The following is a 26357-nucleotide window of genomic DNA, read 5'->3' on the forward strand; positions in this document are numbered from 1 at the left end:
AGAAGGAGCCCAAACTGGGCCCGAACAGTCCAATATAGAAGGCAGCTAGTCTAGCGCCAACACAAAAACTTATCCACACCCAAAGAAAAAATCACTCCACAACAAGAAATTCATTTTGTTATTGTTTTTCAATGTCTTATAAAAAATCAAGCATAAAAAACAATTCACATTTATTTTTTAAAAACTGTCTGTTTTTTAATCACTCTGTGGATAACCTGTGATTATGCAGTGGGCAAGCGGGGGGTTAGCTGTCAACAGACGAGTTCTTCAGGTTCCTCGTCAAAAACCGATCGTCAACACCACCAGCCAACAGTTGTTGGTGACTTTTTGTCGGCTTTCAGTCACTTTCCTATACAAAAACCCGAAAAGATGCGACCCAACAAATCATCACTACTAAAACGACCCGTTATTTCACCCAGTGCCTGTTGGGCCTGACGTAAATCCTCGGCGAGCAGCTCACCCGCTGAAAAACCAAGCAATTGCTCCTGTCCACTCAACAAAAACTGCTTCGCCCGATCCAGGGCATCAATATGGCGGCGCCTGGCTGTAAAAACACCCGCATCAGCACCAGCGTATCCCATACAGTTTTTCAGGTGTGTTGTCAGCAACTCCAACCCCAGGTTTTTTTTAACCGATAATTGAATTACCGTGTAGCCACGATTCTCGCGCAACGAGGCTGTCAACCCAGCAAGATCTATTTTATTCAACACAAAACTAATGCTATTGCTTTCTGGAAAGCGATCAAAGTATTCCGGCCAGTTTTCTCTCGGAACAAGTGAATAAGGCTTGCTGCTATCAATCACAAACAGAACCCGATCAGCCCTCTCTATCTCTTGCCAGGCGCGACGGACCCCCTCTTGCTCTATAGGGTCATCTGTATCACGCAACCCTGCAGTATCAATGATATGAACGGGCATGCCATCAATATGAATATGCTCGCGAAGCACATCTCTTGTTGTTCCCTCTATATCGGTAACAATCGCGGCCTCCCTTCCTGCAAGCGCATTAAGCAAACTTGATTTTCCAGCGTTGGGTCTTCCCGCAATTGCTACGGTCATACCCTCCCGCATCAAACTACCCTGACGAGCCTGTGTGTAGATACTCTCCAGTGAGTTGATTATTGTTTGCAAGTCTTCGGCTACCTTGCCTTCCCCCAGAAAATCAATTTCTTCTTCTGGAAAGTCAATCGCCGCCTCGACATAAATTCTCAGATTGATCAATAACTCAACCAGTTCGTCAATCAGAGATGAGAAATCACCTTGAAGGGAGTGCATCGCGCTGCGAGCAGCCTGAATTGAGCTTGCGTCAATCAGGTCCGCCACCGCTTCAGCCTGGGCAAGATCCATCTTGTCATTGAGAAACGCCCGCTCCGAAAACTCTCCCGGCCTGGCAAGTCGGGCGCCCAAAGCAATGGCTCTTTGTAAAATCAAATCCAGCACGACCGGCCCACCATGGCCCTGCAACTCCAAAACCGACTCACCCGTAAATGAATTCGGGGCAGGAAACAACAGCGCAACCCCCATATCCAGTACTTCGCCACCACCCCCAAAAAAAGGTCCGTAGCTAGCTGTGCGCGGCTGCAGTGTTTTCCCCACAAAAGCGGCGACAAAAGAAGATATATTCTGTCCGGATATTCGCACAATGCCCACACCACCACGGCCTGGCGGCGTTGCTATAGCAACAATCGTATCGTTATCTGACGTGCGGTGACTGTCTGTCATAACCATCTACCGACAACCCGTTTGTAGAAAAAAGCCCCTGTCATAACAGAGGCTTCCAGCTTAACTCCTGACACCAGATATAACATCAGCCTGCGGCTTCTATTTTCCTGGTAATAATCCACTGCTGAATGATTGAAAGCGTGTTGTTAACCGTCCAGTACAACACCAGGCCCGCAGGGAAAAACAGAAAGAAAAAGGTGAATGCAATTGGCATTATCTGCATGACTTTCGCCTGTGTCGGATCAGGTGGGGCCGGATTCAGCTTTTGCTGAATAAACATGCTGGCACCCATTAACAAAGGAAGAATAAACAAGGGATCCTTCACTGACATGTCCTGAATCCAAAAAATCCAGGGCGCATGACGCAACTCTACACTTTCCAGTAAAACCCAGTAAAGCGCCAGAAATACCGGCATTTGAACCAGAATAGGAAGACAGCCACCCATCGGGTTTACTTTTTCCTTTTTATAAAGGTTCATCGTTTCCTGAGACATCTTCTGGCGATCATCACTGTACAACTCCCGGATACGAGCCATTTCCGGTTGCAGCTTGCGCATCTTTGCCATTGATTTATAGCTGGTAGCAGACAACTTGAAGAATGCCGCCTTCACCAGCACCGTCAACAAAATAATTGACCAACCCCAGTTCCCGACAATATTGTGAAGCTGATACATGATCCAGAATAGCGGTTTGGCTATCCACCATAACCAACCATAATCTACGGTCAAATCCAGGTACGGTGATATCTTTTCCAGGCGATACTGATCTTTTGGACCCACATAAAAAGCCGCCCTGATTTCACCCTTGTTACCTGGTTCAACGGATACAGCTGGTGAAGTGAAACCCAGCGTATAAAGATCCGAACCGCCCAGTTTGCGCAAATTAAAGCTGTTGGTTGTCGACTGATCGGGTATCCACGCGCTGATAAAGTAGTGTTGAACCATCGCCACCCAGCCACCACCAACTGTTTCTTTTAACGGCTTTTCCGCAATATCCTCAAAATCCATTTTTTTGTAATTTTCTTCAGATGTCGTCAACGCAGCACCCAAAAAAGGCTGAACCCCCATGCCCGGGGCAGATCCTGCCGCTACATCTTGACTGTCCCGCTTTATCTGACCAAACAAACCAGCACTCCAACCCTCATCACCCCGATTGTCTATGTCATAGACAAGATCGACCAGGTAATCACCGCGCCGAAAGATAAAGTTTTTGGTTATCGTAACGCCACCTCTCTCCAAAACTAGCTGAACCACCAACTCATCTTGCCCATCCTTAAGTTGATAAGTGTCCTTCGCTACAAGAAACAGTGGTCGTCCGCTTTTAGTATCCGTTCCGTCTTTTCCAATAAGACCGCTCTGGGCAACATAGGTTTGTGCCGTTGTACGATTCAATAGGGTAAACGGTTCAGAATCATCATCCAGTGTGGTTCGGTGTTTGAGCAAACCTGCCCGAACAATATCCCCACCTTGTGTATCTATCTGAATATCCAGCACATCTGTTTTCACGCTGACAAGTCTTGAAGTAAACAGGGTTTCAAACATTGAGTCTCCCCGCGTTTTTACCCCATTATTGTCAGACCCTCCCAAGGGAACATCTGTGCCTGTTGATTCTGAAAGTGGCAACTGACTGGCCGATGGTAGCTCCGGGGTCAAAAGTGTCTCGGAAACACCGGCTTGCTGTGCAGGTTGATGCTGCTCCTGAAAAGTGTTCCACTCCAGAAAAAGCAGATACACCACAGCAACCATGGCACCAATGAGGAGAGAGCGTTGCCAATCCATAATTATATCTTCTCGGTTTGAGTTTCCTGTTTGGGCACGGGATCATACCCACCTTCGTGATAGGGGTGGCATTTTACAATGCGACGCAAGGAAAGATACCCCCCTTTAACAAGGCCATACCTTTCAATCGCTTCTCGTGAGTAATCAGAACAGCTCGGATAAAAACGACAATTGTTCCCCAATAACGGACTCAACAGGTATTGATAGCCTTTAATAAGCAGCAGAAAAAAAGTTTTCATAGCTGAACACCTTTTTTTTGTGCCTCGACGAGTCTGCCTGCCAACTTTCGCCAACTCTTTTCCAGCAGCTCTGTTTGTTGCTCACGGGGTAAGTCACCCATACCCTTGCGCGCCAGAAAAATAACATCAACACCACCAAGTTTCTGCTGGCGATGCCTGAAAGTCTCGCGCACAACCCGTTTTACCCTGTTGCGATCTACCGCTCTACGGATGTTTTTTTTGGCAACAACCATCCCCAGACGGGGGTGACCCAAAAAGTTTGGCTTGGCCAGTAAAAGAAGGTTCGGGTTAGCAACCCGATAATCATTGTGATCAAATACAGCCTGAAACTCTTTGCTGTTGAGAAGGCGATTTTCACGACTGAAAGACATCATGGGCACGAAGTAACTGCCCGGCCACAGCAGCAGAGGCATGCTGCTGTGGCGATAGGCGTTAAAACTAGGCAGCCAGGCGTTTACGGCCTTTCGCACGACGGCGCTTGATCACCAGACGACCATTTTTGGTAGCCATACGAGCACGAAAACCGTGGTTGCGCTTGCGTTTCAATACACTGGGTTGGAAAGTTCTTTTCATGGCTCTAATTCCATCAATCTTTTTAAATTCTGTATTCAGCTGTTTCAGTATCAGCTGAAGGGCGGGCGATTCTATAGAAAAAGCAGCCGTAAGGCAACGCATGGACGGTTAATATGGCTGTTATTTGACATCCCAATCAACAACGGCCCGGCAATACATTAACCCCGTACTCGTAATGCCTACTTCCCGGAAGAAAAGCCAAACGGGATATAGAGCGGGCACCAACGGAGCGAAGCCGTGACAAGAGGAACAACACCAATAATGCCAAACCAGGATTTAAAATAAATACCCGCAGCAATAATGGAAAGCCCTGCAACAACCCTGAATATTCTGTCTGCCTTACCCACATTACATTTCATCATCCGCACCTTTTCATTTGTATGGTTTTGGTTATTTTTATACTACCTGCTGTCCAAACGAACCCAACGCAGACATCATAAACCAGTTGCCCGGATTGTTTAAACTAAAGCGTTTTAACTTTATACAGCCATAACATCGGCAATCCACCCCCCTGTTTCCTCACTTCCAGACAAACACTAAAAGGTTTCAAACAGTTTACCCACAAAAAAGAATAAGTTGTGGATAACCCACAGGAAAAACAGGCTTGAAAGCCTTGCATCGTTTTGTGGATAACCTGCCATCTTTTTCCCCTGTGTATAAGTGTGCCACTTATGCACAAAAAAATAACGGCCTGTCAGCAGCTTTAAAACCATCCTTTAACAGGGTTTAAGTTTACCTAACCTAATGAATTTAAAAGATTAATGAAGGTTACCAACAGAAAAGTGCCGCACTATATATAAAAACAATATCTATCTTATAAACAGATCAATATATAAAGTACTTAATATTCTTTTTAATAAAACAAACTTTTCATCTGAATAAAATACAGCGATTATTTTTTATCCACTATGCCGTATAATGGCCGACCTTTTGATTTCAGGGCCTCCGCTTGGCGCCTGTGTAAACTTGGATATGGCTATGGATCACCCCGATCGGTTTGATGTGATAGTGATTGGCGGCGGACATGCAGGCACCGAAGCCTGCCTGGCTGCTGCGCGCATGGGTTGCAAAACATTGCTGCTAACACACAATATTGATACTTTGGGTCAGATGTCCTGCAATCCCGCTATTGGTGGTATCGGCAAAAGCCATTTGGTAAAGGAAGTTGATGCGCTTGGTGGGGCTATGGCTGAAGCTACCGACATGGCCGGGATACAGTTTCGCGTGCTCAATTCCCGCAAAGGCCCTGCGGTAAGGGCAACAAGGGCTCAGGCTGATCGGGCCTTGTATAAAGCTGCAATTCGGGAAACTCTTGAAAACCAACCGAACCTGACAATCTTCCAGCAAGGTGTGGATGATCTGATTGTAGACGAAACAGAGGGCAGTCTTCGTGCTACCGGAGCGGTGACCCAGATGGGGTTGCGTTTTCACAGCAAGGCTGTGGTGCTGACTGCGGGAACCTTTCTGGGAGGTAAAATCCATATAGGGATGGAGAATTACGCAGGAGGACGCGCCGGAGACCCGCCAGCAATAGGTCTTGCCAATCGTTTGCGGGAGCTGCCATTTCGCGTTGACCGACTGAAAACAGGTACACCGCCGCGAATTGATGCACGCAGTGTTAATTTTGAAGGCTTGCAGGAGCAATGGGGGGAAGCCGTCAGGCCTGTCATGTCCTTCCTGGGATCGGTCGACCAGCACCCGGAACAGGTTTGCTGTTATATCACCCACACCAACGAATTAACCCACGATATTATCCGAGGCGGCATGGACCGCTCACCGATGTACGCGGGGGTTATTGAGGGGGTTGGGCCACGCTACTGTCCCTCCATAGAAGACAAAGTGGTTCGCTTTGCAGACAAAAGCAGTCATCAGATTTTTATCGAGCCGGAAGGGTTAAAAACCCACGAACTCTACCCCAATGGTATTTCTACCAGTCTGCCGTTCGATGTGCAGATGAATCTGGTGCGCTCCATCAAGGGGTTTGAAAATGCACATATATCGCGACCGGGTTACGCGATTGAATATGATTTTTTTAACCCGCAGGATCTGAAATACTCTCTGGAAACAAAATTTGTTAACGGATTGTTCTTTGCCGGCCAGATTAATGGTACAACCGGTTACGAGGAGGCGGCGGCGCAAGGGCTACTGGCTGGCGCCAATGCAGCATTGCAGGTTCAGAGCAAAAATCCCTGGAGTCCGCGGCGCGACGAAGCCTATATTGGCGTGTTGGTTGATGACCTGATTACCATGGGTACCGCTGAGCCCTACCGGATGTTTACCAGCCGCGCAGAATATCGTCTGTTGTTGCGTCAAGACAACGCCGACCTAAGATTGACAGAAAAAGGCCGTGAACTCGGACTGGTTGATGATGTTCGTTGGCGGACTTTTTGTGAGAAACGGGAAGCGATTGAGCGTGAACAGCAGCACCTGAAAAGCTTTTGGGTGCAGGCGGGGTCTGTGCAGGCAGATCGGGTTGAGCAAAAAACAGGTTCAAGGCCGACCAGGGAGTACAGTCTGTTTGAGTTGTTGAAGCGGCCCCAGTTGCGTTTTGCGGATATTCAGGAAATTGCGGGATCCAGTGCCAAGGTGCCAAAAGATGTAGCCGAACAGGTAGAGATTGATGCCAAGTACGCAGGTTATGTCGAGCGTCAGCAGGAAGATGTTGATAAACTCCATCGCCAGGAGAACACGATAATTCCGCAAGATTTTGATTACAGTGAAGTGAAAGGTTTGTCCAATGAGGTGAGACAGAAACTCGCTGACGCCCGGCCGCAAACGCTTGCGAGAGCATCCAGGATTCCCGGGATTACGCCAGCAGCGATTTCCCTGCTGTTGATTTATCTGAAAAAAAATCACCTGAAGAAGTCCACAACCAGCCAGAAGACAGCCTGATTGATGTCAGCAATCTACCTGCAAACCGCCTTTCAGGAGGGGCTGGAACAGCTCTCTTTGAATGTCAGTGAGATACAGCAGCAGCAGATGCTTGCCTATATTGAGTTGCTGCAAAAATGGAATAAGGCTTATAACCTGACAGCTATTCGAGATCCTCTTGAAATGTTGTCATTGCATTTGCTCGACAGTTTGAGTATTGCCCGTTTGGTTTGTGGTAAGCGGTTTATTGATGTGGGCACAGGCCCCGGCCTGCCGGGTATACCCCTGGCTATATTGTATCCGGAGCGCCAGTTTGTTTTGCTGGACAGCAACGGGAAAAAAACACGGTTTTTATTCCAGGCCAAAAATGAACTGGGTCTGGAGAATGTTCAGGAGGTACAGAGTCGGGTGGAGATGTATCAGCCGGAAGAAACGTTTGACGGTGTGTTGAGCCGTGCCTTTACTCGCATCGACGAAATGGTGATCCGGTGTCAGCACCTGTTGAGCAGAAATGGACGCTTTTACGCCATGAAAGGACAACTCCCCAAACAGGAGTTGAGCGCGCTACCAAAAAAATATATGGTCGTGGGTTCGCATCGGCTGATAGTGCCAGGGGTTGATGCAGAGCGACATCTGATAGAAATACAACGGGTTCATTGAGGGCCTGCCAAACAGTGTCCGGGCGCTGGTCAAACAAAGGAAATCACCTTGAGCAGAGTATTTGCCATCGTTAATCAGAAAGGGGGGGTTGGTAAAACAACCACCAGCGTCAACCTGTCTGCATCGCTGGCCAGCTATGGTAAAAAGGTTCTGATGGTGGATATGGACCCGCAAGGCAACGCCACCATGGGGTGTGGAATCAATAAATCTACCCTTGAATCCTCTGTGCTGGATGTGTTGATTGATGAGATACCGGCCGAGCAGGCGATTAAGCGCTGCGAGTGCAGCCCCTTTGCTGTGCTTCCGGCAAACGGTGATCTGGTTGCCGCAGAGGTGGAGTTGCTACAGGTGATCGGTCGTGAAATCCGGCTGAAAAATGCGCTGGACCGCATCAAGAACAAGTTCGACTACATCATTATTGACTGCCCACCCTCTCTCAGCATGCTCACCATTAACGCATTGGTTGCTTGTGATGGCGTTATTATTCCCATGCAATGTGAATACTACGCTCTGGAAGGTTTGTCTGCGTTAATGAATACTGTCCAGCAGATCAATAAATACCTGAACCCGGATTTAAACGTGGAGGGTATCCTGCGAACCATGTATGACCCGCGCAGCAGTTTAACCAACGAAGTGACCGCACAGCTGCGCAGCCATTTTGGGAACAAGGTATATCGCATAGCGATTCCCCGCAATGTGCGTCTGGCTGAAGCCCCCAGTTATGGCCAGCCCGCTATGGTTTATGACAAACAATCGAAAGGCTCTTTGGCTTACCTGGGGCTGGCAGCAGAAATTATTCGCCGCGCCAAAACAGCGGCGCGGCAACCCGCCGAAACACCGGAAGGCTGAGAAAGATGGTAAAACGAAAAGGTTTGGGGCGCGGTCTTGATGCGTTGTTAGGTCTTGATACAACCACAGACGATAACAACAGCAATGATCTCCGAAAGCGTGGTGCTGATATAACAACAGACCATCCAGGCAAAGACCTGTTAAAAGAACTGCCGGTTGAGTTTATGCAGCGTGGTAAATACCAGCCGCGCCGTGACATGCACCCCAAAGCGCTTGAAGAGCTGGCTAATTCAATAAAAGCGCAAGGGGTTATGCAACCTATCGTTGTGCGCCCTGTTGGTGTCGATAAGTATGAAATTATTGCCGGAGAGCGTCGCTGGCGTGCAACTCAACAGGCAGGACTGGATACGATTCCGGCAATAATTCGCGATGTGCCCGATGAAGCGGCCATTGCCATGGCGCTAATAGAAAACATTCAACGGGAAGACCTTAACGCAATCGAAGAGGCTCAAGCCCTGATCCGGTTGCAACAGGAGTTTGAACTCACCCAGCAACAGGTGGCAGATGCGGTTGGTAAATCCCGCTCAATGGTAGCAAACCTGATGCGGCTGATGTCCTTGCAGGAGAAGGTGCGCAAGTTGCTGGAGCATGGTGATCTTGAAATGGGTCATGGCCGTGCGCTGTTGTCACTGGAGGGTGTGGAGCAAGTGGATGTTGCCCATCTTGTCGTGAGCAAAGGTCTGACGGTCCGACAAACAGAAGCCCTTGTGCGCCGAACGCAACAAAAATCGGAAACAGGTGCAGCAACAACACAGAAAAAAGATGCTGATACACGGCAGCTGGAAAACCAGCTTTCGGAAGTGGTTGGTGCCCCTGTAAGCATTCAGCAAAGCGCTTCAGGTAAGGGAAAACTGGTTTTCAGCTACAACAGTCTGGACGAACTGGACGGCATACTTGGACACATTAAATAAACGGGTACCAGTGAGTATTGAAAAAAACCTGTCATATCTACCTGTTATCTTGAATATGCTATTGGGAATCCCTATAATTGCCGCCCGCTCGAGGAGCCTCCTGTTAGAAACCTCGGGCGAGAGTGCGGAAAGGTGGTTTTGATGTCCACCATTGGCGTGCCGCCTTTGAAGCAGATAGTGATAGTCCAGTTGCTGTGTTTAATTGTGCTGGTAATATCGATATCGGTTTTCGATTTGACGGCCGCAACCTCTGTGCTAATCGGTGGTGTGGTGCATATAGTTCCGCAAGCCTGGTTTGCCCGAATGGCTTTTCGCTATTCCGGTGCCCGGCAAACCCCCAGAGTTTTGAATGCCATGTACAAGGGGCAGGCGGGAAAGTTGCTGATAACGGCAACCATGTTTGCGCTGGTTTTTGTGTTTATTCAGCCCTTGCATGTACCCGCGGTTTTTTTTGGTTACGTGGCAATGATAATTGTGTATGTCTGTAGTGCCGCCAGGGTATTGCAGGCAAATAGCAACCCATAACCTTTTATAGGTGTTGAGAGAGAAAGAATGGCAGGCGATACCCAGCAGACCGGTGCGGAATATATCCAGCACCACCTGACAAACCTGACTTACGGTAATCATCCAGAGCACGGCTGGAGTTTTGCTCATAATGCTCAGGAAGCGGCCGAAATGGGTTTTATGTCCTTCAATGTCGATAGTCTGGGTTGGTCAATCGGTCTTGGTCTTTTATTTTGCTTTCTTTTTCGTATGGCCGCCAAGCGTGCCAGTTCCGATATTCCGTCCGGTTGGCAGAACTTTGTTGAGCTCATGGTTGAGTTTATTGATGGCACGGTTAAAGACAGTTTTCATGGTCGTAACCCTTGGGTTGCACCGATGGCTCTGACCATTTTTGTCTGGGTTTTTCTGATGAACCTGATGGATTTGATCCCGGTAGATGTGGTGCCCTGGTTGATGTCTTTTGGTGGTGTTCATTTCCAGAAAATTGTGCCGTCGACAGACCCCAATATCACGTTGGGCATGGCGCTGGCTGTGTTTGGTATGATTCTCTATTACAGTGTTAAGGTTAAAGGTATCGGTGGCTTTGTTGGTGAGTTGACCCTGCAGCCGTTCAGCGCCAAAAATGTTGTTGTTCAGGCAATCTTTGTTCCTATCAACCTGGCTCTCGAGCTGGTTGGTCTGTTGGCCAAACCTTTCTCTCTCGGTTTGCGGTTGTTCGGCAATATGTATGCCGGGGAAATGATCTTTATTCTGATTGCCATGATGTACAGTGCTGGCTGGCTGTTGGGCGCCTTTGGTGGTGTTCTGCAGTGGGGTTGGGCGGTATTCCATATTCTGGTGATTACATTGCAGGCATTTATTTTTATGGTTTTGACCGTCGTGTACCTCAGTATGGCGCACGAAGATCATTAATTTTTTTATTAACTTTTATTACTTATAAAAAGGTAGGAGATAAACATGGAACTCATCTTGGTTGCCGCCGCTATTATGGTTGGTTTTGGTGCTCTTGGCGCCGCTGTTGGTATGGGTCTGCTGGGTGGCAAGCTGCTGGAAGGCACTGCTCGTCAGCCTGAATTGGGACCAATGCTACAGGGTAAAATGTTCCTGTTGGCGGGTCTGATCGATGCGATCCCAATGATTGGTGTTGGTATCGGCATGTACCTGATCTTTGCTGTATACGCCGGTTAATTGACCACCCCGATTCTTTTATCTAACTCCAAGAATGAGGTGTTGGTGTGAATATTAACCTGACCCTGATCGGGCAGCTGATTTCCTTCCTGTTCTTTATCTGGTTCTGCAAGAAATTTGTATGGACCGCACTGATTGGTGCGATGGAAGAGCGTCAGAAGAAAATTGCTGACGGTCTTGATGCCGCTGATCGCGCGTCCCGCGATCTTGAACTGGCGCAGGAAAAAGCAACTGATCAGCTGAAAGAAGCTAAACAGGAAGCCGCTGCCATTATTGACCAGGCAAACAAGCGTGCGAACCAGATTATTGATGAAGCTAAAGAGCAGGCTACGGCTGAGGGCGACCGCCTGAAAGCAGCAGCCGAGGCTGAAATCGAGCAGGAAGTAAACCGTGCCAAAGAAGAGCTGCGCTCTAAAGTGGCCACCCTGGTTCTGCTTGGTGCAGAGAAAGTGCTCGAAGCATCTGTTGATGAAAAAGCCAACCGCAGCTTGGTCGACAAGCTGGCGGAACAACTGTAACCCCCACTTGAGGTGAGAGATCTGACATGGCGGAATTGAGCACACTGGCTCGGCCCTATGCCAAAGCAGCGTTTGAGTACGCAGCTGCCAAAGGTGAACTGCAGGGTTGGTCAGACAGCCTTGGGGTTGTTGCTGCCGTAGCACAGCAGAGTGAAGTTGAAAAATTACTGAGCTCGCCAAACTACACGGCTGATCAACAGGCAAAACAGTTGATTGAGATTTGTGGTGATGCTCTTAACGAGCAGGGCCGCAACTTTATCGGCGTCTTGGCTGAAAATCGTCGTTTAAAATTACTGCCGGCTATCCAGCAGCAGTTTGAAGTGTTAAAAGCGAACCGCGAAAAATCCATTGATGTTGATGTGGTATCAGCAGGAGAGATAACGTCGGAACAACAGGAGAAGCTGGCCAGCGCATTGCGAACCAAACTTGACCGTGACGTTAACCTGCAGGTATCCATCGACAAGCGTTTGCTGGGTGGCGCCATTGTGCGTGCCGGCGACACAGTGATTGATGGAAGTATTCGTGGCCGGTTGGCGAAACTTGCCGAAGCATTAAATTCGTAGTGCCTATCCCGTAGGGCTATAGAGCTTGAGGAACAGAACATGCAACAACTGAATCCATCCGAAATCAGTGAAATTATCAAGCAGCGAATTGATACGCTCGATGTTTCATCGGAAGCCCAGAACGAAGGCACGATTGTCTCCGTATCTGATGGTGTAATTCGTATCCACGGTCTTGCCGACGTTATGTATGGTGAGATGATTGAATTTGAAGGCGGTGTTTATGGCATGGCCCTGAACCTTGAGCGCGACTCTGTTGGCGCGGTGGTTCTCGGTGACTACCAATCTCTGGCCGAAGGCCAGAAAGCCAAGTGTACAGGCCGTATTCTTGAAGTACCGGTTGGCCCAGAGCTGGAGGGCCGCGTTGTTGATACACTGGGCAACCCGATTGATGGTAAGGGTCCGATCAACACTAAATTGACAGATGCACTTGAAAAGGTTGCGCCGGGTGTAATTGCCCGTCAATCGGTTGATCAGCCGGTTCAAATCGGCCTTAAAGCGATTGATGCGATGGTGCCAATTGGCAGGGGCCAGCGTGAACTGATTATTGGTGACCGCCAGATTGGTAAATCAGCCATTGCGGTTGATGCGATTATCAACCAGAAAGGTTCCGGTATTAAGTGTATCTACGTTGCAGTAGGCCAGAAGGCTTCCTCTATCGCGGCAGTTGTACGCAAGCTGGAAGAGCATGGTGCAATGGATCACACCATTGTGGTTGCCGCGACAGCATCGGACCCTGCTTCAATGCAATTCCTGGCGCCTTTTGCCGGTTGCACCATGGGTGAATACTACCGTGACCGCGGTCAGGATGCCCTGATTATTTATGATGATTTGACCAAGCAGGCCTGGGCCTACCGTCAAATCTCCCTGCTGTTGCGCCGCCCGCCAGGACGTGAAGCCTACCCGGGTGATGTGTTCTATTTGCATTCCCGCCTGCTGGAGCGCGCCGCACGTGTTAATGCCGACTATGTCGAGAAGTTCACCAATGGTGAAGTGAAGGGCAAAACAGGGTCTTTGACAGCGCTGCCGGTTATTGAAACACAGGCGGGCGACGTATCTGCTTTCGTACCGACTAACGTGATTTCAATTACGGATGGTCAGATTTTCCTTGATTCGGACAGCTTTAACGGCGGTATACGCCCTGCGATGGATGCGGGTATTTCTGTATCTCGTGTGGGTGGTGCAGCTCAGACCAAAATCATGAAAAAACTGTCGGGCGGTATTCGTACGGCACTGGCACAGTATCGTGAACTGGCCGCCTTTTCACAGTTTGCCTCGGATCTTGATGAAGCAACCAAAGCGCAGCTTGATCACGGTGAGCGAGTTACCGAACTGATGAAGCAAAAGCAGTACTCGCCATTGAGTGTTGCCGAGATGGGCCTGGTGGTTTACGCCGCAGAGAACGGCTATCTGAAAAATGTCGAAGTCAACAAGGTCGGTGATTTTGAATCTGCCCTGCTCTCTTATGTAAAAGCCGAGCACGGTGACTTGATTAACAAAGTTAACGATTCCGGCGACTGGAATGCTGATATCGAAGCGGGTTATAAAGCGGCGCTCGATAAATTTGTAGCCACTCAAACCTGGTAACACTGAAGAGGGGGATTCATGTCCCCCATCTGCTAGAGAATCAGAGATAAGTTATGGCAGTCGGAAAAGAAGTCAGAACAAAAATCGCCAGTATTCAGAGCACTCAGAAAATCACCAGTGCAATGGAAATGGTGGCCGCAAGTAAAATGCGCCGTGCGCAGGACCGTATGTCGGTGGGTAAGCCCTATGCGAATCGTATCCGCCAGGTCGTTGGCCATATTGCCAATGCAGTATCTGAATACAAGCACCAGTATATGGAGCAGCGCGAAGTCAAGCGTGTCGGCTACATTATTGTTTCTACCGATCGCGGCCTTTGTGGCGGTTTAAACACCAACCTGTTCAAGGAAGTGATTCGGTCAATGAAAGCCTGGTCTGATCAGGATGTGGAAATTGATCTTTGCACTATTGGCAACAAGGCATCTGCGTTTTTTGCCAGTATGGGTGGCAATGTTGTTGCCGCGGTGAAAGATATTGGTGACGAGCCGGTGGCCAACGATTTGATTGGCGGCGTGAAGGTGATGCTCGATGCTTACGACGACGGCAAAATCGATTTGCTGTACGTGGTCAGCAACGAGTTTGTCAACACCATGACACAATCGCCAAGTGTTGATCAGCTGTTGCCCTTGCAACAGGCAGAAGATGAGAAGCTCTCCCACCACTGGGATTATCTCTATGAGCCTGATGCTCAGGAACTGCTGGACGGTTTGCTGGTGCGCTATGTGGAGTCTCAGGTTTTTCAGGGTGTTGTGGAGAACAAGGCCTGTGAACAGGCTTCACGAATGATCGCAATGAAAAACGCAACAGAAAATGCGGGCGAACTGATCGACGAATTACAGCTGATTTATAACAAGGCCCGCCAGGCGGCAATTACTCAGGAACTGTCTGAGATTGTTGGCGGTGCGGCTGCGGTTTAACAAATTTAATTTAGAAATGGGGTCAGTGTTATAGCTGTCCACACAGAAAGAGGAACTGGAAATGAGTAGCGGACGTATCGTACAAATCATTGGTGCGGTGATTGACGTGGAATTCCCACGCGATCAGGTTCCCAGTGTATATGACGCTTTGATGGTTGATGAGAAAGGTCTGACTCTGGAGGTCCAGCAGCAACTGGGTGATGGTGTGGTTCGCGCCATTGCCATGGGTTCTTCCGAAGGTGTAAGTCGTGGTCTGGCGGTCAGCAACACCAATGGCCCGATCAAGGTGCCTGTGGGTATCGAGACGTTGGGTCGCATCATGGATGTACTGGGTAACCCGATTGATGAAAAAGGTGAAATTGGCGAAAAAGAACGCGCCTCCATTCACCGCAAACCACCAGCCTATGACGAACTGTCGGCTTCTGCGGACCTGCTGGAAACCGGGATCAAGGTAATCGACCTGGTCTGCCCGTTTGCCAAGGGTGGTAAGGTTGGCCTGTTCGGTGGTGCCGGTGTAGGTAAAACCGTTAACATGATGGAATTGATTAACAACATCGCAACCGAGCACTCCGGTCTGTCTGTATTTGCCGGTGTGGGTGAGCGTACTCGTGAAGGGAATGACTTCTACTACGAGATGCAGGAATCCGGAGTTGTGAATGTTGAAACACCAAGCGAATCAAAAGTAGCTATGGTTTACGGTCAGATGAACGAGCCACCAGGAAACAGATTGCGTGTGGCGCTGACCGGATTGACAATGGCTGAAAAGTTTCGTGACGAAGGCAAAGATGTACTGCTGTTTGTTGATAACATCTACCGTTACACACTTGCCGGAACCGAGGTTTCTGCACTATTGGGCCGTATGCCTTCTGCGGTGGGTTACCAGCCGACGCTGGCGGAAGAAATGGGTGTCTTGCAAGAGCGTATTACTTCCACCAAAACGGGTTCTATTACCTCTGTTCAGGCGGTTTATGTACCTGCGGATGATTTGACGGATCCCTCACCTGCAACGACCTTTGCTCACCTCGACTCCACTGTTGTATTGAGCCGTGATATTGCATCCAAGGGTATTTACCCTGCGGTAGACCCTCTGGATTCCACTTCTCGCCAGCTTGATCCGTTAATTATTGGTACCGAGCATTATGAAGTGGCACGTGGCGTTCAAACCGTACTGCAGCGTTATAAAGAGCTGAAAGACATTATTGCGATTCTGGGTATGGACGAACTGTCTGAAGAAGACAAGCAAGTGGTTGCCCGCGCCCGTAAGATCGAACGCTTCTTGTCACAACCTTTCCATGTTGCGGAAGTGTTTACCGGTTCGCCGGGTAAATACGTCTCTCTGAAAGATACCATTGCAGGCTTTAAAGGCATTTTGGCCGGTGATTATGACAACCTGCCAGAGCAGGCTTTCTATATGGTTGGCTCCATTGACGAAGCAGTGGAAAAAGCCAAAAAGCTGTAAGTATTCCAGAGGCTAGAAAGAGCGATACAATATGTCTATGACAGTTCATTGCGACATAGTAAGTGCAGACCAGTCCCTTTACTCAGGGCTGGTTGAAATGGTTGTTGCTACCGGCTCGCAGGGTGAGTTGGGTGTGACGTTTGGCCACGCACCGCTGCTAACCGACCTGAAGCCCGGCCCGGTTCGTATCATCCTGCAAAACGGTGAAGAAGAGCTTTATTACCTGTCGGGCGGTTATCTCGAAGTTCAACCGGACAGGGTTTCCATTCTGGCGGACTCAGCATTGCGTGCCGATGACCTTGATGAAGCGGCCGCCCTGGAAGCAAAATCACAGGCAGAGCACGAAATTTCAAATCAGAGCGGTGAGTTCGATTATTCAAGGGCGATATCGGAGCTTGCAGCTGCGGCCGCACAGTTGCGGACGATTGAACAACTGCGCAGGAAGTTAGGTAAGGGCTGATATTTTCGATAAAAGAATGACGATATTTAAAAGGGTGGCATTTAGCCACCCTTTTTTTGTCAACAAAATAGCTTTTCATCTGAGTCATGCGCCGGTAATCATCCGAATCTACCCTTTAATGGTAGCGCATCGTACAATGCGCGCTGAAAAACAAATGATTCAGAATATGATTATGCCTACAGATATTGTCATCCTTGCTGCCGGCAAGGGCACACGGATGAAGTCGCAACACCCCAAAGTACTACATCACCTGGCGGGCAAACCACTGCTTCAACATGTGGTTGATGCTGCGCGCACAATTGATGATGCCCGCATGATTGTTGTTACCGGCCACGGCTCGGAGCAGGTTCGCTCGGTGGTTGTTGGCAGCGACTTGACTTACGTTGAACAAGCTGAACAGCACGGTACGGCGCATGCTGTTCAGCAGGCAGTACCAGCGCTGCGTAACAACAGCGTCGTACTGATTCTTTATGGCGACGTGCCGTTGATCTCGCCACAAACCATTAAGAATATGTTAAATGCGGTTGATGAAAACAGCATTGCGCTGTTAACAGTTAAGTTGGCGGACCCAACAGGGTATGGCCGTATTATTCGCGACAGCCAGGGGCAGGTAGCAGCCATTGTCGAACAAAAAGACGCTTTACCTGATCAGTTAAAAATAAACGAGGTTAATACCGGGGTTCTTGCTCTGGGTGGCAGCCAGCTAAATGAGTGGCTGCCAAAAATTGGCAATAACAATGCACAGGGCGAGTATTATCTTACCGATATCATCGCCATTGCCCGTGAAGCAGGGTTTTGTGTTGCAACATGCAGTCCGTTGTCAGAACAGGAAGTCGAGGGGGTTAATAATCGCCAGCAACTTGGTGACCTTGAACGATATTACCAAAGAGAGCAGGCCCGACAGCTAATGGCGGAAGGCAACACCCTTGCCGACCCATCCAGAATTGATGTGCGGGGATCGCTGAAAACAGGTACCGACAATTATATCGACGTAAACTGTGTCTTTGTTGGTCAGGTCACCATCGGTAGCAATATTACGATCGGCCCGAACTGTATGATTGTGAACAGCAGTATTGCCGACGGCGCAGAAATAAAAGCCAACTCGGTTGTTGAAGAGACAGAGGTTGGTCCCAAAACATCGGTTGGCCCCTTTGCCCGCTTGCGACCGGGTACGGTTCTGGCCGAAGGTGCCAAGGTGGGTAACTTTGTTGAAACCAAAAAAGCGGTGGTGGGCAAGGGCAGTAAAATCAACCACCTCAGTTATGTCGGCGATGCAGAATTGGGTGAAGGCGTGAACGTTGGTGCCGGAACCATCACCTGTAACTATGATGGTGTAAACAAAAGCCGTACCGAAATTGGCGATAAGGCATTTATTGGTTCCAACACATCACTGGTAGCGCCGGTAAAAATTGGTGCCGGAGCAACCATTGGTGCCGGTTCTACAATCAATCAGGATGTTTCGGGGGAGCAGCTCGCAGTTGCCAGAGCCAAACAGCAGAATATCAGCGGCTGGAGTCGTCCAGAAAAAAAATCCTAGTCTATTCCGGTTCAGGGTTGCGTAGCAGCAAAAGTGCCGGAAGCAGTTATCAGTCAAGAGGTTAGCCGAGTATATGTGTGGAATCGTAGGCGCAGTAGCACAAAGGAATGTCACGGGCATTCTCATCGAGGGTTTGAGGCGGCTCGAGTACCGGGGATATGACTCTGCCGGTGTTGCGGTACTGGATTCCCAAGGTAGCCTGCAGGCGCGGAAAAATCAGGGTAAAGTGGCCGCTCTTGAAGCCACACTAAAACAGTTTCCTGCCCGGGGCCGTCTCGGAATTGCCCATACTCGATGGGCAACCCATGGTGTTCCGAGCGAAGTGAATGCGCACCCTCACCTCTCTGATGAAGTGGCCGTTGTTCACAACGGCATCATTGAAAATCATGATCAATTGCGGAAAGAGTTACAGGCAGAAGGCTACCGGTTTGTTTCTGAAACTGACACGGAAGTAGCGGCTCACCTGATTCACCTCAATCTGAAAACCAGTAGCTGTTTGCGTGAAGCGGTTAAAAAAACCATTGCCCGCCTTGAGGGTGCCTATGCCCTCGGTGTTATTCACGCCAGTGAGCCGGGAGTCCTGGTGGGTGCTCGCAGCGGCAGCCCGTTAGTATTAGGTGTTGGTATTGAAGAAAACTTTATTGCCTCGGACCAGATGGCTCTGCGTCAGGTGACGGATCGATTCGTATTTCTGGAAGAAGGTGATCTGGTCGAGCTAACCCAGACAGGCTACAAAATTTTTGATGCCGCAGGCAATGAGGCGAACAGAGCCATTTCCAAGCTGGCCGAGGCGGATGATGTTGCCGATAAAGGATTTTATCGGCATTACATGATGAAAGAAATTTTCGAGCAGCCAAAGGTCATCCAGAACACCCTGCAAGGGCGAATCAGCGAGCGGCGTGTGTTGCCCGAAGCGTTTGGTGCAGAAGCGAATGCTATCTTTCCCAGGGTGAAACAGGTGCATATTGTCGCCTGTGGCACCAGCTACCATGCAGGTCTGGTTGCGAAATACTGGATTGAAGGTTGGGCGGGGGTCTCTTGCCAGGTCGAAGTTGCCAGCGAATATCGCTATCGCACGGTCGTAGTACCGGAGAATACGCTGTTTATGAGCATTTCCCAGTCCGGGGAAACAGCCGACACGCTGGCGGCGCTCCAGGCGGCTAAAGCTGCCGGGTATCTCGCCAGCCTGACAATTTGTAACGTTGCAAACAGTTCGCTGGTAAGAGAGTCCGATCTTTCGCTGATGACGCATGCGGGGCCGGAAATTGGCGTGGCTTCAACCAAGGCGTTCACTACTCAGCTTGTGGCTTTACAGTTGTTCTGTATTGGTTTGGCGCGTAGCCATGGTATGAGCGAAGAAATTGAAAGTGATCTTGTTGCCGCCCTGCACAAACTTCCCGCACTCTGCGAGCAGACCCTGGCACTGGATGCGGAAATTGAAAAAACGTTCGAATGTTTTGCCGACAAACACCATTCCCTGTTTTTGGGCCGTGGCGAACAATACCCGGTTGCGCTGGAAGGTGCATTGAAACTCAAGGAAATTTCCTATATTCACGCAGAAGCCTATCCTTCCGGGGAGTTGAAACACGGACCTCTGGCGCTGGTGGATGCCGATATGCCGGTAGTTGCCGTAGCGCCCAATAATGAATTACTCGAAAAACTCAAATCCAACCTGCATGAAGTCAAGGCTCGGGGCGGAGAGCTATTTGTGTTTGCCGATAAAGATGCCGGTTTCGAGAATGAGCCGGGTGTGACGGTGCTCAATGTACCTCATGTGCCGGAAAGCCTTGAGCCCATTATTTATACCCTGCCCTTACAGTTGCTTTCCTACCATGTAGCGGTGCTGAAAGGAACAGATGTGGATCAGCCACGCAATTTGGCTAAGTCGGTGACAGTAGAATAAAAAAGAGTCCTTTATTGGAAGACAAGCAAATACGGTTTGGGGCACTGAAATAATAGTTTCAGCGCCCCTTTTGCATGTTCAGGCTTAACCACTGTTGGTGGCATATTCTGTTGGCGCAAAACCGGTTAATGTTTTAAATGTAGCTGAAAAATGGGACTGATTGCTAAAGCCAACTTCGTAGGCGATTTCAGTAACACTGAGCTTAGCCTGCAACAATAAATCCATGGCACGAGCAATCCGGCGCTGCAGAATAAACTGGTGCGGAGATACTCCAAGCTTTGCCGTGAACTCCCGTGCGAACAAGGACCTGCTGACCTTTGTTTGTGTCGCCAACTCCTTCAGTGACAACTTTTCTGCCAGATGAACCTCGATAAAGTTTAACAAGGCATCAAAATCGATGGCCTTGGTGCGGTGTCTTGTCCGGGGGGCGACACGAAGCTGGCGGGATGGCGACTCATCTGCAATGCGAGCGAGCTGAAAAATCAGCGAATCGAACAGCTGTGAGAAATATCGGAATTCATCACTTGGTGGCTCCTCTATAGCTCTAATCAGCGTTTTGACCGTGGCAAAAACATAATCGTCCCGATGTGCAAAAATATGGTCAGGAAGGCCCAGCAGTCGGAACCAGGGGCCAGGCTCTCTTGGGGGGGGTGCATCTGGTGGGAAAACGACCGTAACGAACTCCATAACACTGTGGGTGTGCAAGCGGATGCCCTGCTCGCGGGGGATTAGCGTAATATCTCCGGGTTTTGAAGAATATTTTCGGGAGCTGTTCTTTGTCAGCAAGTGGACATTTCGAGAGCCTGACAAGTGAACGAGCAGGACCAGTTCACGCATTTCAGGTATGTGTACTTCACCAGGATTGCCTGCCGTGTTCCAACCATAGAGAGCCACGCCTTTGCGCAACTTGCTGTTGCGCACAATAGATGGCTCCATCTTGCAAGCCTGCCCGAATGCCTCAACTGCGGGAACACTGGAAACTATCATGGAGGTCTCTCCGGATAACTGTTTGATCACAGATTTGGCTGGCGGCGCAGATAAGTTTAGCCTTATTGTGGACGATTTCGAACGTCAACGGGACAAATTTAATATGAGTGGTTCCCATACGCAACTATGATTTGATCAAACAATAAAAAAGAATTGGGTTTGCCAGTGTTTAGGGGGAAAAATGTCAGAAGTACAAACACCTGAAATTCCAAAAACAGTTGATGGTTTGTTGGCTGCAGCAACTGCGCAAGCAGGCTTGGACGACTTTGGCGATCGCCACTTTATAACAGGGCTGAGCAAGTTTATTGAGTCGGCCAATGACGATGCACAGCTCAACCCTCTTGGTGAGCAAATGGTTTACGGCGGCATACTAAACCTGCTGATCAATCGTTTGCGATATGTTCAGGATATAAAAGATCACCCGGAAATTCTGAGCGAAAAAATAATTAAACCGATCATTATTCTCGGCTTGCCCCGAACGGGAACCAGTAAACTTCAGCGGGTTTTATCTGCAGACCCTGAAGTTCAGCGCATGGATTACTGGCGCACGATTAACCCGGCGCCATTCCCTGATGAAGAACCGGGTCATCCGAAGGGCCGTATCGAGGCGGCGCTGGCTGTGGAAGAAATGCTATCGACACAATTCCCCGGTTGGATGGCCCGTCACCCAACCGAAGCTCTGGAGCCAGACGAAGAGTTACATCTGATGCATGGTTCGTTTGAGTGCATGGTGTCCTGGTTGTTTGCCCGCACACCCTCTTATTACGACTACATCAGCCATTGTGATCAAAGGCCGATGTATCAGCACCTTTACCAGCAAATGCAATACCTGCAATGGCAGGACGGTGGTGCCAGGGGGCGTCCGTGGATCATGAAGTCACCCGTGCATATTCGTTCTCTTGATGTGGTGTTAGAGACGTTTCCCGACGCAGTGTTGGTGCACTGTCACCGGGATTTGCAAAAAGTCATTCCCTCTTTTGCTTCATTGATTGTGGAAGCGCGCAGCATTGCCAGTGATCACGTTGACCCAGTTGTGGTTGGCAGTGAAATGTTCGAATACTGGGCCAGCTCACTGGGTCGCTACCTGATAGAACGGGAAAAGCTGTCAGCAGACCGGATTATGGATGTGCAGTTTGAAGAAATCACCAGCGATATTGTCGGGGTGATAGCTCAAATCTATGAGCGCGCGGGTCGTGAGCTGACCCCCGAAGCCATAGCGGCATTTAAGGATCACGAAGCACGCAGGCCGGAACACCACTGGGGAGCCTACACTTACTCGGCGGCTGACTATGGCTATACACAGGCGATGATTGAGAAACGTTTCACTGCCTATCGACAGCAGTTTCTCAACCCATGACATTCGTTCAGAAGGCAAAAAACAGATTGAACCAACAGGAGTTTAATAATGATTGATACCACAGAAATAAAAAACATGGGGTTCGACGATCCGGCCATCTGGCGCAAAGTGGTTCGGGTGATGGAAGAAATGGAGCAGCTGGTTTGGAACGACCCTCTGATTAAAGACAACCTGACACGGGCGGAAGGTGCGCGTTACCTGACCCGGCTGATCAGCAGCGCTACCGAGATGGCCATTGAATTGTGGACGCCGGACTACCCGCAGTTTCTGACGTTTCTTAACACCCGCATCCACTGGGGGCTACCGGCAACGGATTGCCATTACCAGTGGGCTCCTGTTCATGGTGATAATGTCTACCGCATCAGCGGTGATCGCGGTACCGCGCGCGTGTTCGATATTGAAACGCGCACCGGTCATTTTGCTCACATTGCGGACTGGGCGCTGGTCGATCGACTGACCGATGCGAAAGTCGGGCCGAATAACCACGTCGATATTATTCTGAGTCGCGAACGGCCCGAAGGCGTCGAAAACTGGATTCAACTGGCCGAAGGCCCCGGCAATATTATTTACCGTCAGTACTATTACGACTGGAATACCGAGCAGCCTGCGCGACTGAGCATTGTCAATGAAAATGCCATCTACCCGCCGCCCGCGCTGCAGGAATCGGATATTGCTGACAAACTGGCATTGTTCTGCGACTGGTTGCAGCAAGTGCCGGAGAGATTTTCACAGGTAGTAAACACTTACTACACCGCGCCAGCCAATTCCATGATTTTTGATACCATCGACTTCGGCTGGAAGTCGCTGAAGTATGGTAAAGGTATCTATGAGTGTGGCCCGGACGAAGCTATTATTCTGGAAGTGAAGCTGCCGAAATCCTATTACTGGAGCATCCAGTTGTGCAGTCATTTCTGGGAGGCGCGTGACTACCATTTGAGACAGACTTCCCTCAATGGCCACCAGGCAGAGGTTGATGACGAAGGCGTGTTCCGGGCGGTGATCTCACATCGGGATCCGGGCATAGCAAACTGGCTTGATGCCGGAGGCCACGAACAGGGTTTGCTGGCGATTCGTTACTACGAGCCGGATTCAACACCGATCCCGACCATGCGCCGTGTCAAACTGTCGGAACTCGACGGCCTGTTGCCGGACTCCGCACGACGGGTATCTGCGGAAGAAAGACAAAAAACACTGCGTGATCGAGCTTGGTCGGTAGCCCGTCTTGGTCGTGAATAAACAATTAGCAAAACAAGGGGATTAGCAACATGTCAAATATCGAAAACCTGTTTTCAATGAAAGGCAAAATTGCACTGGTTACCGGTGCCGCTTCCGGCATGGGTGAGCGCTTTGCCCACACGCTGGCAGACGCCGGAGCAACAGTTATTTGCGCTGCGCGCCGTGCCGACCGCATAGACAGTGTCGCCGCCAGCATTAACGAAGCCGGAGGTAAAGCCATTGCCATACCGCTGGATATCGGTAGCGAAGCAAGCGTTAAAGCGGTATTCGACCGTATCGAAAATGAAGTGGGTCGGGTTAACGTGCTGGTGAACGCCGCAGCCCAACTCGACTTTGGCCTGTTCCCTGAAGTGAATAATGAATCCTGGGACAATCTGCTGAACGTCAACCTGTCAGGCACTATGCGTATGTGCCGGGAATTTTCCGAGCGGCTTATCAAAGCGGGGGAAACGGGAAATATCGTTAATATCACCTCCGTAACCGGTATGCAGGTAATGACCGGTGTACCGGTCTACGGCACCATCAAGGCTGCGGTTAACCACCTGACTCGCTCAATGGCCAGAGACATGTTTGATAAAGGCATCCGCTGCAACGCTATTGCACCGGGTTATTTCCAGACCGACATGGTTTCCGGCTATTTTGAAACTGAAGAAGGCAAAGCCGATATCGACCGGCTGCCGCTGAAGCGGCCCGGCCAGGTGCACGAACTCGACGGCGCCATACTGTTGCTGGCCAGTGACGCCGGATCATTTATTAATGGCGCGATACTGCCGGTTGATTCGGGGCAAGTGTTGCAGCTGGTTTAAAACACCAAATAAAAGGTTGGCTCCCCTTCTGGATAACGCGAAAGAGCTGCCAGGAAGGGGCAGAAAGCAAAGAAGATAACTAATACATAAACTGAGGGTTTGTTATGAGTATCGAAGAGAATAAAAAACTGGTTGCAGAATTTTTCGCCTGTTTTGGGCGCAAAGATGTTGATGGCGCAATGAGCATGATGACAGACGATGCCACCTGGTGGATTGGTGGCAAAAAGCGGTTATTCCCAATCGCAGGACTCAAAACCAAAGCGGAAGCGAAGGACATTTTTGATGCCTTTGTGCCGACTAGCAAGGATGGTTTAGAGATTATTCCAACAGGCATGGTAGCCGAAGGAGACAAGGTTGCAGTAGAAGCGAAATCTCACGGAGAGTTTCCGAGCGGTTTTGTGTATGAAAATGAATATCACTTTTTAGTGACACTTCGAGATGGCAAAGTAGCGTCAGTGAAAGAATTTCTCGACACCATGCACACTGCCGAATTTTTGGCTGCCGAGGCCTGATTTTACCGGGCATGCGTACAGGGTATCGAGCTATTCTGTTGGGCAGCCGATACCAATCTCGCCCATTAACCCTTACCGAAATTAGAGAGAGAACACACAATGAGAGCAGCAACCGTAAACTTGCCCGCAAGCCTTGAGTCTCTGGTTATAGATGAGCGGCCAGAGCCAACCATTGAGCCGGGCAAGGTCAAGGTTCGCTGGCATGCCTTATCCCTTAACTTTCATGATTACGCCATTGTGGGCGGCATGTTACCCACGGCAGATGGCCGTATCCCGATCTCGGACGGGGCCGGTGAAATTGTTGAAGTGGGTGAAGGGGTGTCAGAGTGGAAGTGCGGTGACAAGGTTATGAGCCTGTTCTTTCCCGACTGGCATGAAGGCTCGCCCAATCAGCAAAATAACGCCCGGCTGGGCGGTGACTCTACCGATGGTTGTGCAGTAGAGTTCAGCGTTGTAGACCCGACTACCCTTACCCCAATGCCTGAGGGTTATTCCTACGCAGAGGCCGCTACCCTGCCTTGCGCGGCTCTCACCGCCTGGCGTGCTCTGGTCGATGTCGGCCAAATAAAAGCGGGTGACAGCGTACTTGTCGAAGGTACCGGTGGTGTTTCCATCTTTGCTTTGCAGTTTGCCAAAGCGTTTGGCGCAACGGTTTATGCCACATCATCATCACAAGAGAAGATGGAGCGCTTGCAACAAATGGGTGCCGACCATGTCATTAACTATCGGGAAAATCCCACCTGGGGAGAAACCATTTATGAACTGTCCGGTGGCGGTGTTGATCATGTTATCGATGTAGGTGGTGCCGCTACATTGGAACAATCAATCGCAGCTATTCGAATGAACGGCAGTGTGGTGATTATTGGTATTCTCGGAGGCCTAGAAGCGGAGATTAACCTCGCGCAGTGGATGCTGAAGCAACCGCATATTCGGCCAATTGCCGTGGGCAGTCGCGCTATGCAGCTCGACATGGTGAGCTTTATCGAAAAAGATGGCTTCAAGCCGCGGATAGATTCCACCTTCGCGCTTGATCAACTAAAAGAAGCCTTTGAATACCAACTGTCTGGCAAGCACTTTGGCAAAATCGTGATCAGGGTTTAAAAGGGTTTTCTTTGCCAGGTTTAAAAGGGTTTGAACCTCTAAACGTTTTTAGCCAGAAAATCTGCATGGTTTTTTGTTCATCTGTCGAGAAGGTGTGGGCACACCTGAAACCCATGTCGTATGGAGT

27 protein-coding genes are annotated in these 26357 nt (G+C 49.7%); 20 read left to right on the forward strand and 7 right to left on the reverse strand.

Going from position 1 to position 26357, the window contains the following annotated elements; genetic code table 11:
- Positions 1 to 341: 341 nt before the first annotated feature.
- The 6 genes from mnmE to H7A02_11730 form a co-directional block, all read right to left on the reverse strand.
- Entirely contained in the window at positions 342 to 1721 is a 1380-nt protein-coding gene (gene mnmE / locus H7A02_11705; protein ID MCP5172917.1) for a tRNA uridine-5-carboxymethylaminomethyl(34) synthesis GTPase MnmE, read from the reverse strand.
- A gap of 85 nt (positions 1722 to 1806) precedes the next feature.
- Positions 1807 to 3498: a membrane protein insertase YidC gene (yidC, locus tag H7A02_11710; protein ID MCP5172918.1), complete on the reverse strand. Its 1692-nt coding sequence runs from the start codon at positions 3496 to 3498 to the stop codon at positions 1807 to 1809.
- 2 nt (positions 3499 to 3500) lie between these two features.
- Positions 3501 to 3737: a membrane protein insertion efficiency factor YidD gene (gene yidD / locus H7A02_11715; protein MCP5172919.1), complete on the reverse strand. Its 237-nt coding sequence runs from the start codon at positions 3735 to 3737 to the stop codon at positions 3501 to 3503.
- Positions 3734 to 4117 carry a ribonuclease P protein component gene (rnpA, locus tag H7A02_11720; protein ID MCP5172920.1) on the reverse strand — a complete coding sequence of 128 codons (384 nt, stop codon included), beginning with the start codon at positions 4115 to 4117 and terminating at the stop codon, positions 3734 to 3736. Before rnpA ends, yidD begins: the two co-directional genes overlap by 4 nt.
- A gap of 58 nt (positions 4118 to 4175) precedes the next feature.
- Positions 4176 to 4310 carry a 50S ribosomal protein L34 gene (rpmH, locus tag H7A02_11725; GenBank protein ID MCP5172921.1) on the reverse strand — a complete coding sequence of 45 codons (135 nt, stop codon included), beginning with the start codon at positions 4308 to 4310 and terminating at the stop codon, positions 4176 to 4178.
- 179 nt (positions 4311 to 4489) lie between these two features.
- Positions 4490 to 4669: a DUF2892 domain-containing protein gene (locus H7A02_11730; protein MCP5172922.1), complete on the reverse strand. Its 180-nt coding sequence runs from the start codon at positions 4667 to 4669 to the stop codon at positions 4490 to 4492.
- A gap of 619 nt (positions 4670 to 5288) precedes the next feature.
- On the opposite strand from H7A02_11730, the gene mnmG reads away from it, so the two are divergent.
- The 15 genes from mnmG (at position 5289) to glmS (ending at position 20231) form a co-directional block, all read left to right on the forward strand.
- A complete protein-coding gene (mnmG, locus tag H7A02_11735) occupies positions 5289 to 7202 on the forward strand; it encodes a tRNA uridine-5-carboxymethylaminomethyl(34) synthesis enzyme MnmG (protein ID MCP5172923.1) in 1914 nt (637 codons plus the stop codon).
- Between the two features lie 3 nt (positions 7203 to 7205).
- The gene (gene rsmG / locus H7A02_11740; GenBank protein ID MCP5172924.1) at positions 7206 to 7841 is read left to right on the forward strand and encodes a 16S rRNA (guanine(527)-N(7))-methyltransferase RsmG; all 636 of its coding nucleotides are present in this window, start codon (positions 7206 to 7208) and stop codon (positions 7839 to 7841) included.
- 48 nt (positions 7842 to 7889) lie between these two features.
- A complete protein-coding gene (locus tag H7A02_11745) occupies positions 7890 to 8690 on the forward strand; it encodes a ParA family protein (GenBank protein MCP5172925.1) in 801 nt (266 codons plus the stop codon).
- A 5-nt stretch (positions 8691 to 8695) separates the two neighbouring features.
- Complete coding sequence (locus H7A02_11750) at positions 8696 to 9601, forward strand: ParB/RepB/Spo0J family partition protein (protein ID MCP5172926.1); 906 nt, start codon at positions 8696 to 8698, stop codon at positions 9599 to 9601.
- Positions 9602 to 9742: 141 nt separating this feature from the next.
- Positions 9743 to 10126, forward strand: coding sequence for an ATP synthase subunit I (locus tag H7A02_11755; protein MCP5172927.1), 384 nt, complete (start codon positions 9743 to 9745; stop codon positions 10124 to 10126).
- Positions 10127 to 10153: 27 nt separating this feature from the next.
- Positions 10154 to 11017, forward strand: a complete 864-nt coding sequence (gene atpB, locus H7A02_11760) for a F0F1 ATP synthase subunit A (GenBank protein ID MCP5172928.1) — start codon at positions 10154 to 10156, stop codon at positions 11015 to 11017.
- Between the two features lie 45 nt (positions 11018 to 11062).
- The gene (gene atpE / locus H7A02_11765; GenBank protein ID MCP5172929.1) at positions 11063 to 11293 is read left to right on the forward strand and encodes a F0F1 ATP synthase subunit C; all 231 of its coding nucleotides are present in this window, start codon (positions 11063 to 11065) and stop codon (positions 11291 to 11293) included.
- A gap of 47 nt (positions 11294 to 11340) precedes the next feature.
- Positions 11341 to 11811, forward strand: coding sequence for a F0F1 ATP synthase subunit B (locus H7A02_11770; GenBank protein ID MCP5172930.1), 471 nt, complete (start codon positions 11341 to 11343; stop codon positions 11809 to 11811).
- 26 nt (positions 11812 to 11837) lie between these two features.
- A complete protein-coding gene (locus H7A02_11775; protein ID MCP5172931.1) occupies positions 11838 to 12374 on the forward strand; it encodes a F0F1 ATP synthase subunit delta in 537 nt (178 codons plus the stop codon).
- Positions 12375 to 12413: 39 nt separating this feature from the next.
- Positions 12414 to 13958: a F0F1 ATP synthase subunit alpha gene (locus H7A02_11780; GenBank protein MCP5172932.1), complete on the forward strand. Its 1545-nt coding sequence runs from the start codon at positions 12414 to 12416 to the stop codon at positions 13956 to 13958.
- Between the two features lie 53 nt (positions 13959 to 14011).
- Positions 14012 to 14872 (forward strand): F0F1 ATP synthase subunit gamma, encoded by an 861-nt coding sequence (atpG, locus tag H7A02_11785; GenBank protein MCP5172933.1) that lies wholly within the window; start codon positions 14012 to 14014, stop codon positions 14870 to 14872.
- A 61-nt stretch (positions 14873 to 14933) separates the two neighbouring features.
- Entirely contained in the window at positions 14934 to 16331 is a 1398-nt protein-coding gene (gene atpD, locus H7A02_11790) for a F0F1 ATP synthase subunit beta (protein MCP5172934.1), read from the forward strand.
- A 31-nt stretch (positions 16332 to 16362) separates the two neighbouring features.
- Positions 16363 to 16791, forward strand: coding sequence for a F0F1 ATP synthase subunit epsilon (locus tag H7A02_11795; GenBank protein MCP5172935.1), 429 nt, complete (start codon positions 16363 to 16365; stop codon positions 16789 to 16791).
- 169 nt (positions 16792 to 16960) lie between these two features.
- Entirely contained in the window at positions 16961 to 18328 is a 1368-nt protein-coding gene (gene glmU / locus H7A02_11800; protein ID MCP5172936.1) for a bifunctional UDP-N-acetylglucosamine diphosphorylase/glucosamine-1-phosphate N-acetyltransferase GlmU, read from the forward strand.
- Between the two features lie 73 nt (positions 18329 to 18401).
- Complete coding sequence (glmS, locus tag H7A02_11805) at positions 18402 to 20231, forward strand: glutamine--fructose-6-phosphate transaminase (isomerizing) (protein ID MCP5172937.1); 1830 nt, start codon at positions 18402 to 18404, stop codon at positions 20229 to 20231.
- 84 nt (positions 20232 to 20315) lie between these two features.
- Here glmS and H7A02_11810 read toward each other — a convergent pair whose 3' ends face one another.
- Entirely contained in the window at positions 20316 to 21218 is a 903-nt protein-coding gene (locus tag H7A02_11810; protein ID MCP5172938.1) for a helix-turn-helix transcriptional regulator, read from the reverse strand.
- Between the two features lie 181 nt (positions 21219 to 21399).
- On the opposite strand from H7A02_11810, the gene H7A02_11815 reads away from it, so the two are divergent.
- From H7A02_11815 to H7A02_11835, 5 genes are all read left to right on the forward strand, one after another.
- The gene (locus H7A02_11815) at positions 21400 to 22575 is read left to right on the forward strand and encodes a sulfotransferase (GenBank protein MCP5172939.1); all 1176 of its coding nucleotides are present in this window, start codon (positions 21400 to 21402) and stop codon (positions 22573 to 22575) included.
- A gap of 48 nt (positions 22576 to 22623) precedes the next feature.
- Positions 22624 to 23811, forward strand: a complete 1188-nt coding sequence (locus H7A02_11820) for a DUF1214 domain-containing protein (protein ID MCP5172940.1) — start codon at positions 22624 to 22626, stop codon at positions 23809 to 23811.
- A 29-nt stretch (positions 23812 to 23840) separates the two neighbouring features.
- A complete protein-coding gene (locus H7A02_11825; GenBank protein ID MCP5172941.1) occupies positions 23841 to 24617 on the forward strand; it encodes an SDR family oxidoreductase in 777 nt (258 codons plus the stop codon).
- A 104-nt stretch (positions 24618 to 24721) separates the two neighbouring features.
- On the forward strand, positions 24722 to 25129 hold the full coding sequence (locus tag H7A02_11830; GenBank protein MCP5172942.1) for a nuclear transport factor 2 family protein: 408 nt from the start codon (positions 24722 to 24724) through the stop codon (positions 25127 to 25129).
- A 99-nt stretch (positions 25130 to 25228) separates the two neighbouring features.
- Positions 25229 to 26230 (forward strand): NAD(P)-dependent alcohol dehydrogenase, encoded by a 1002-nt coding sequence (locus tag H7A02_11835; protein MCP5172943.1) that lies wholly within the window; start codon positions 25229 to 25231, stop codon positions 26228 to 26230.
- Positions 26231 to 26357: the final 127 nt, after the last annotated feature.

Source organism: Pseudomonadales bacterium (assembly GCA_024234435.1).
Lineage (GTDB): Bacteria > Pseudomonadota > Gammaproteobacteria > Pseudomonadales > Porticoccaceae > JACKOF01.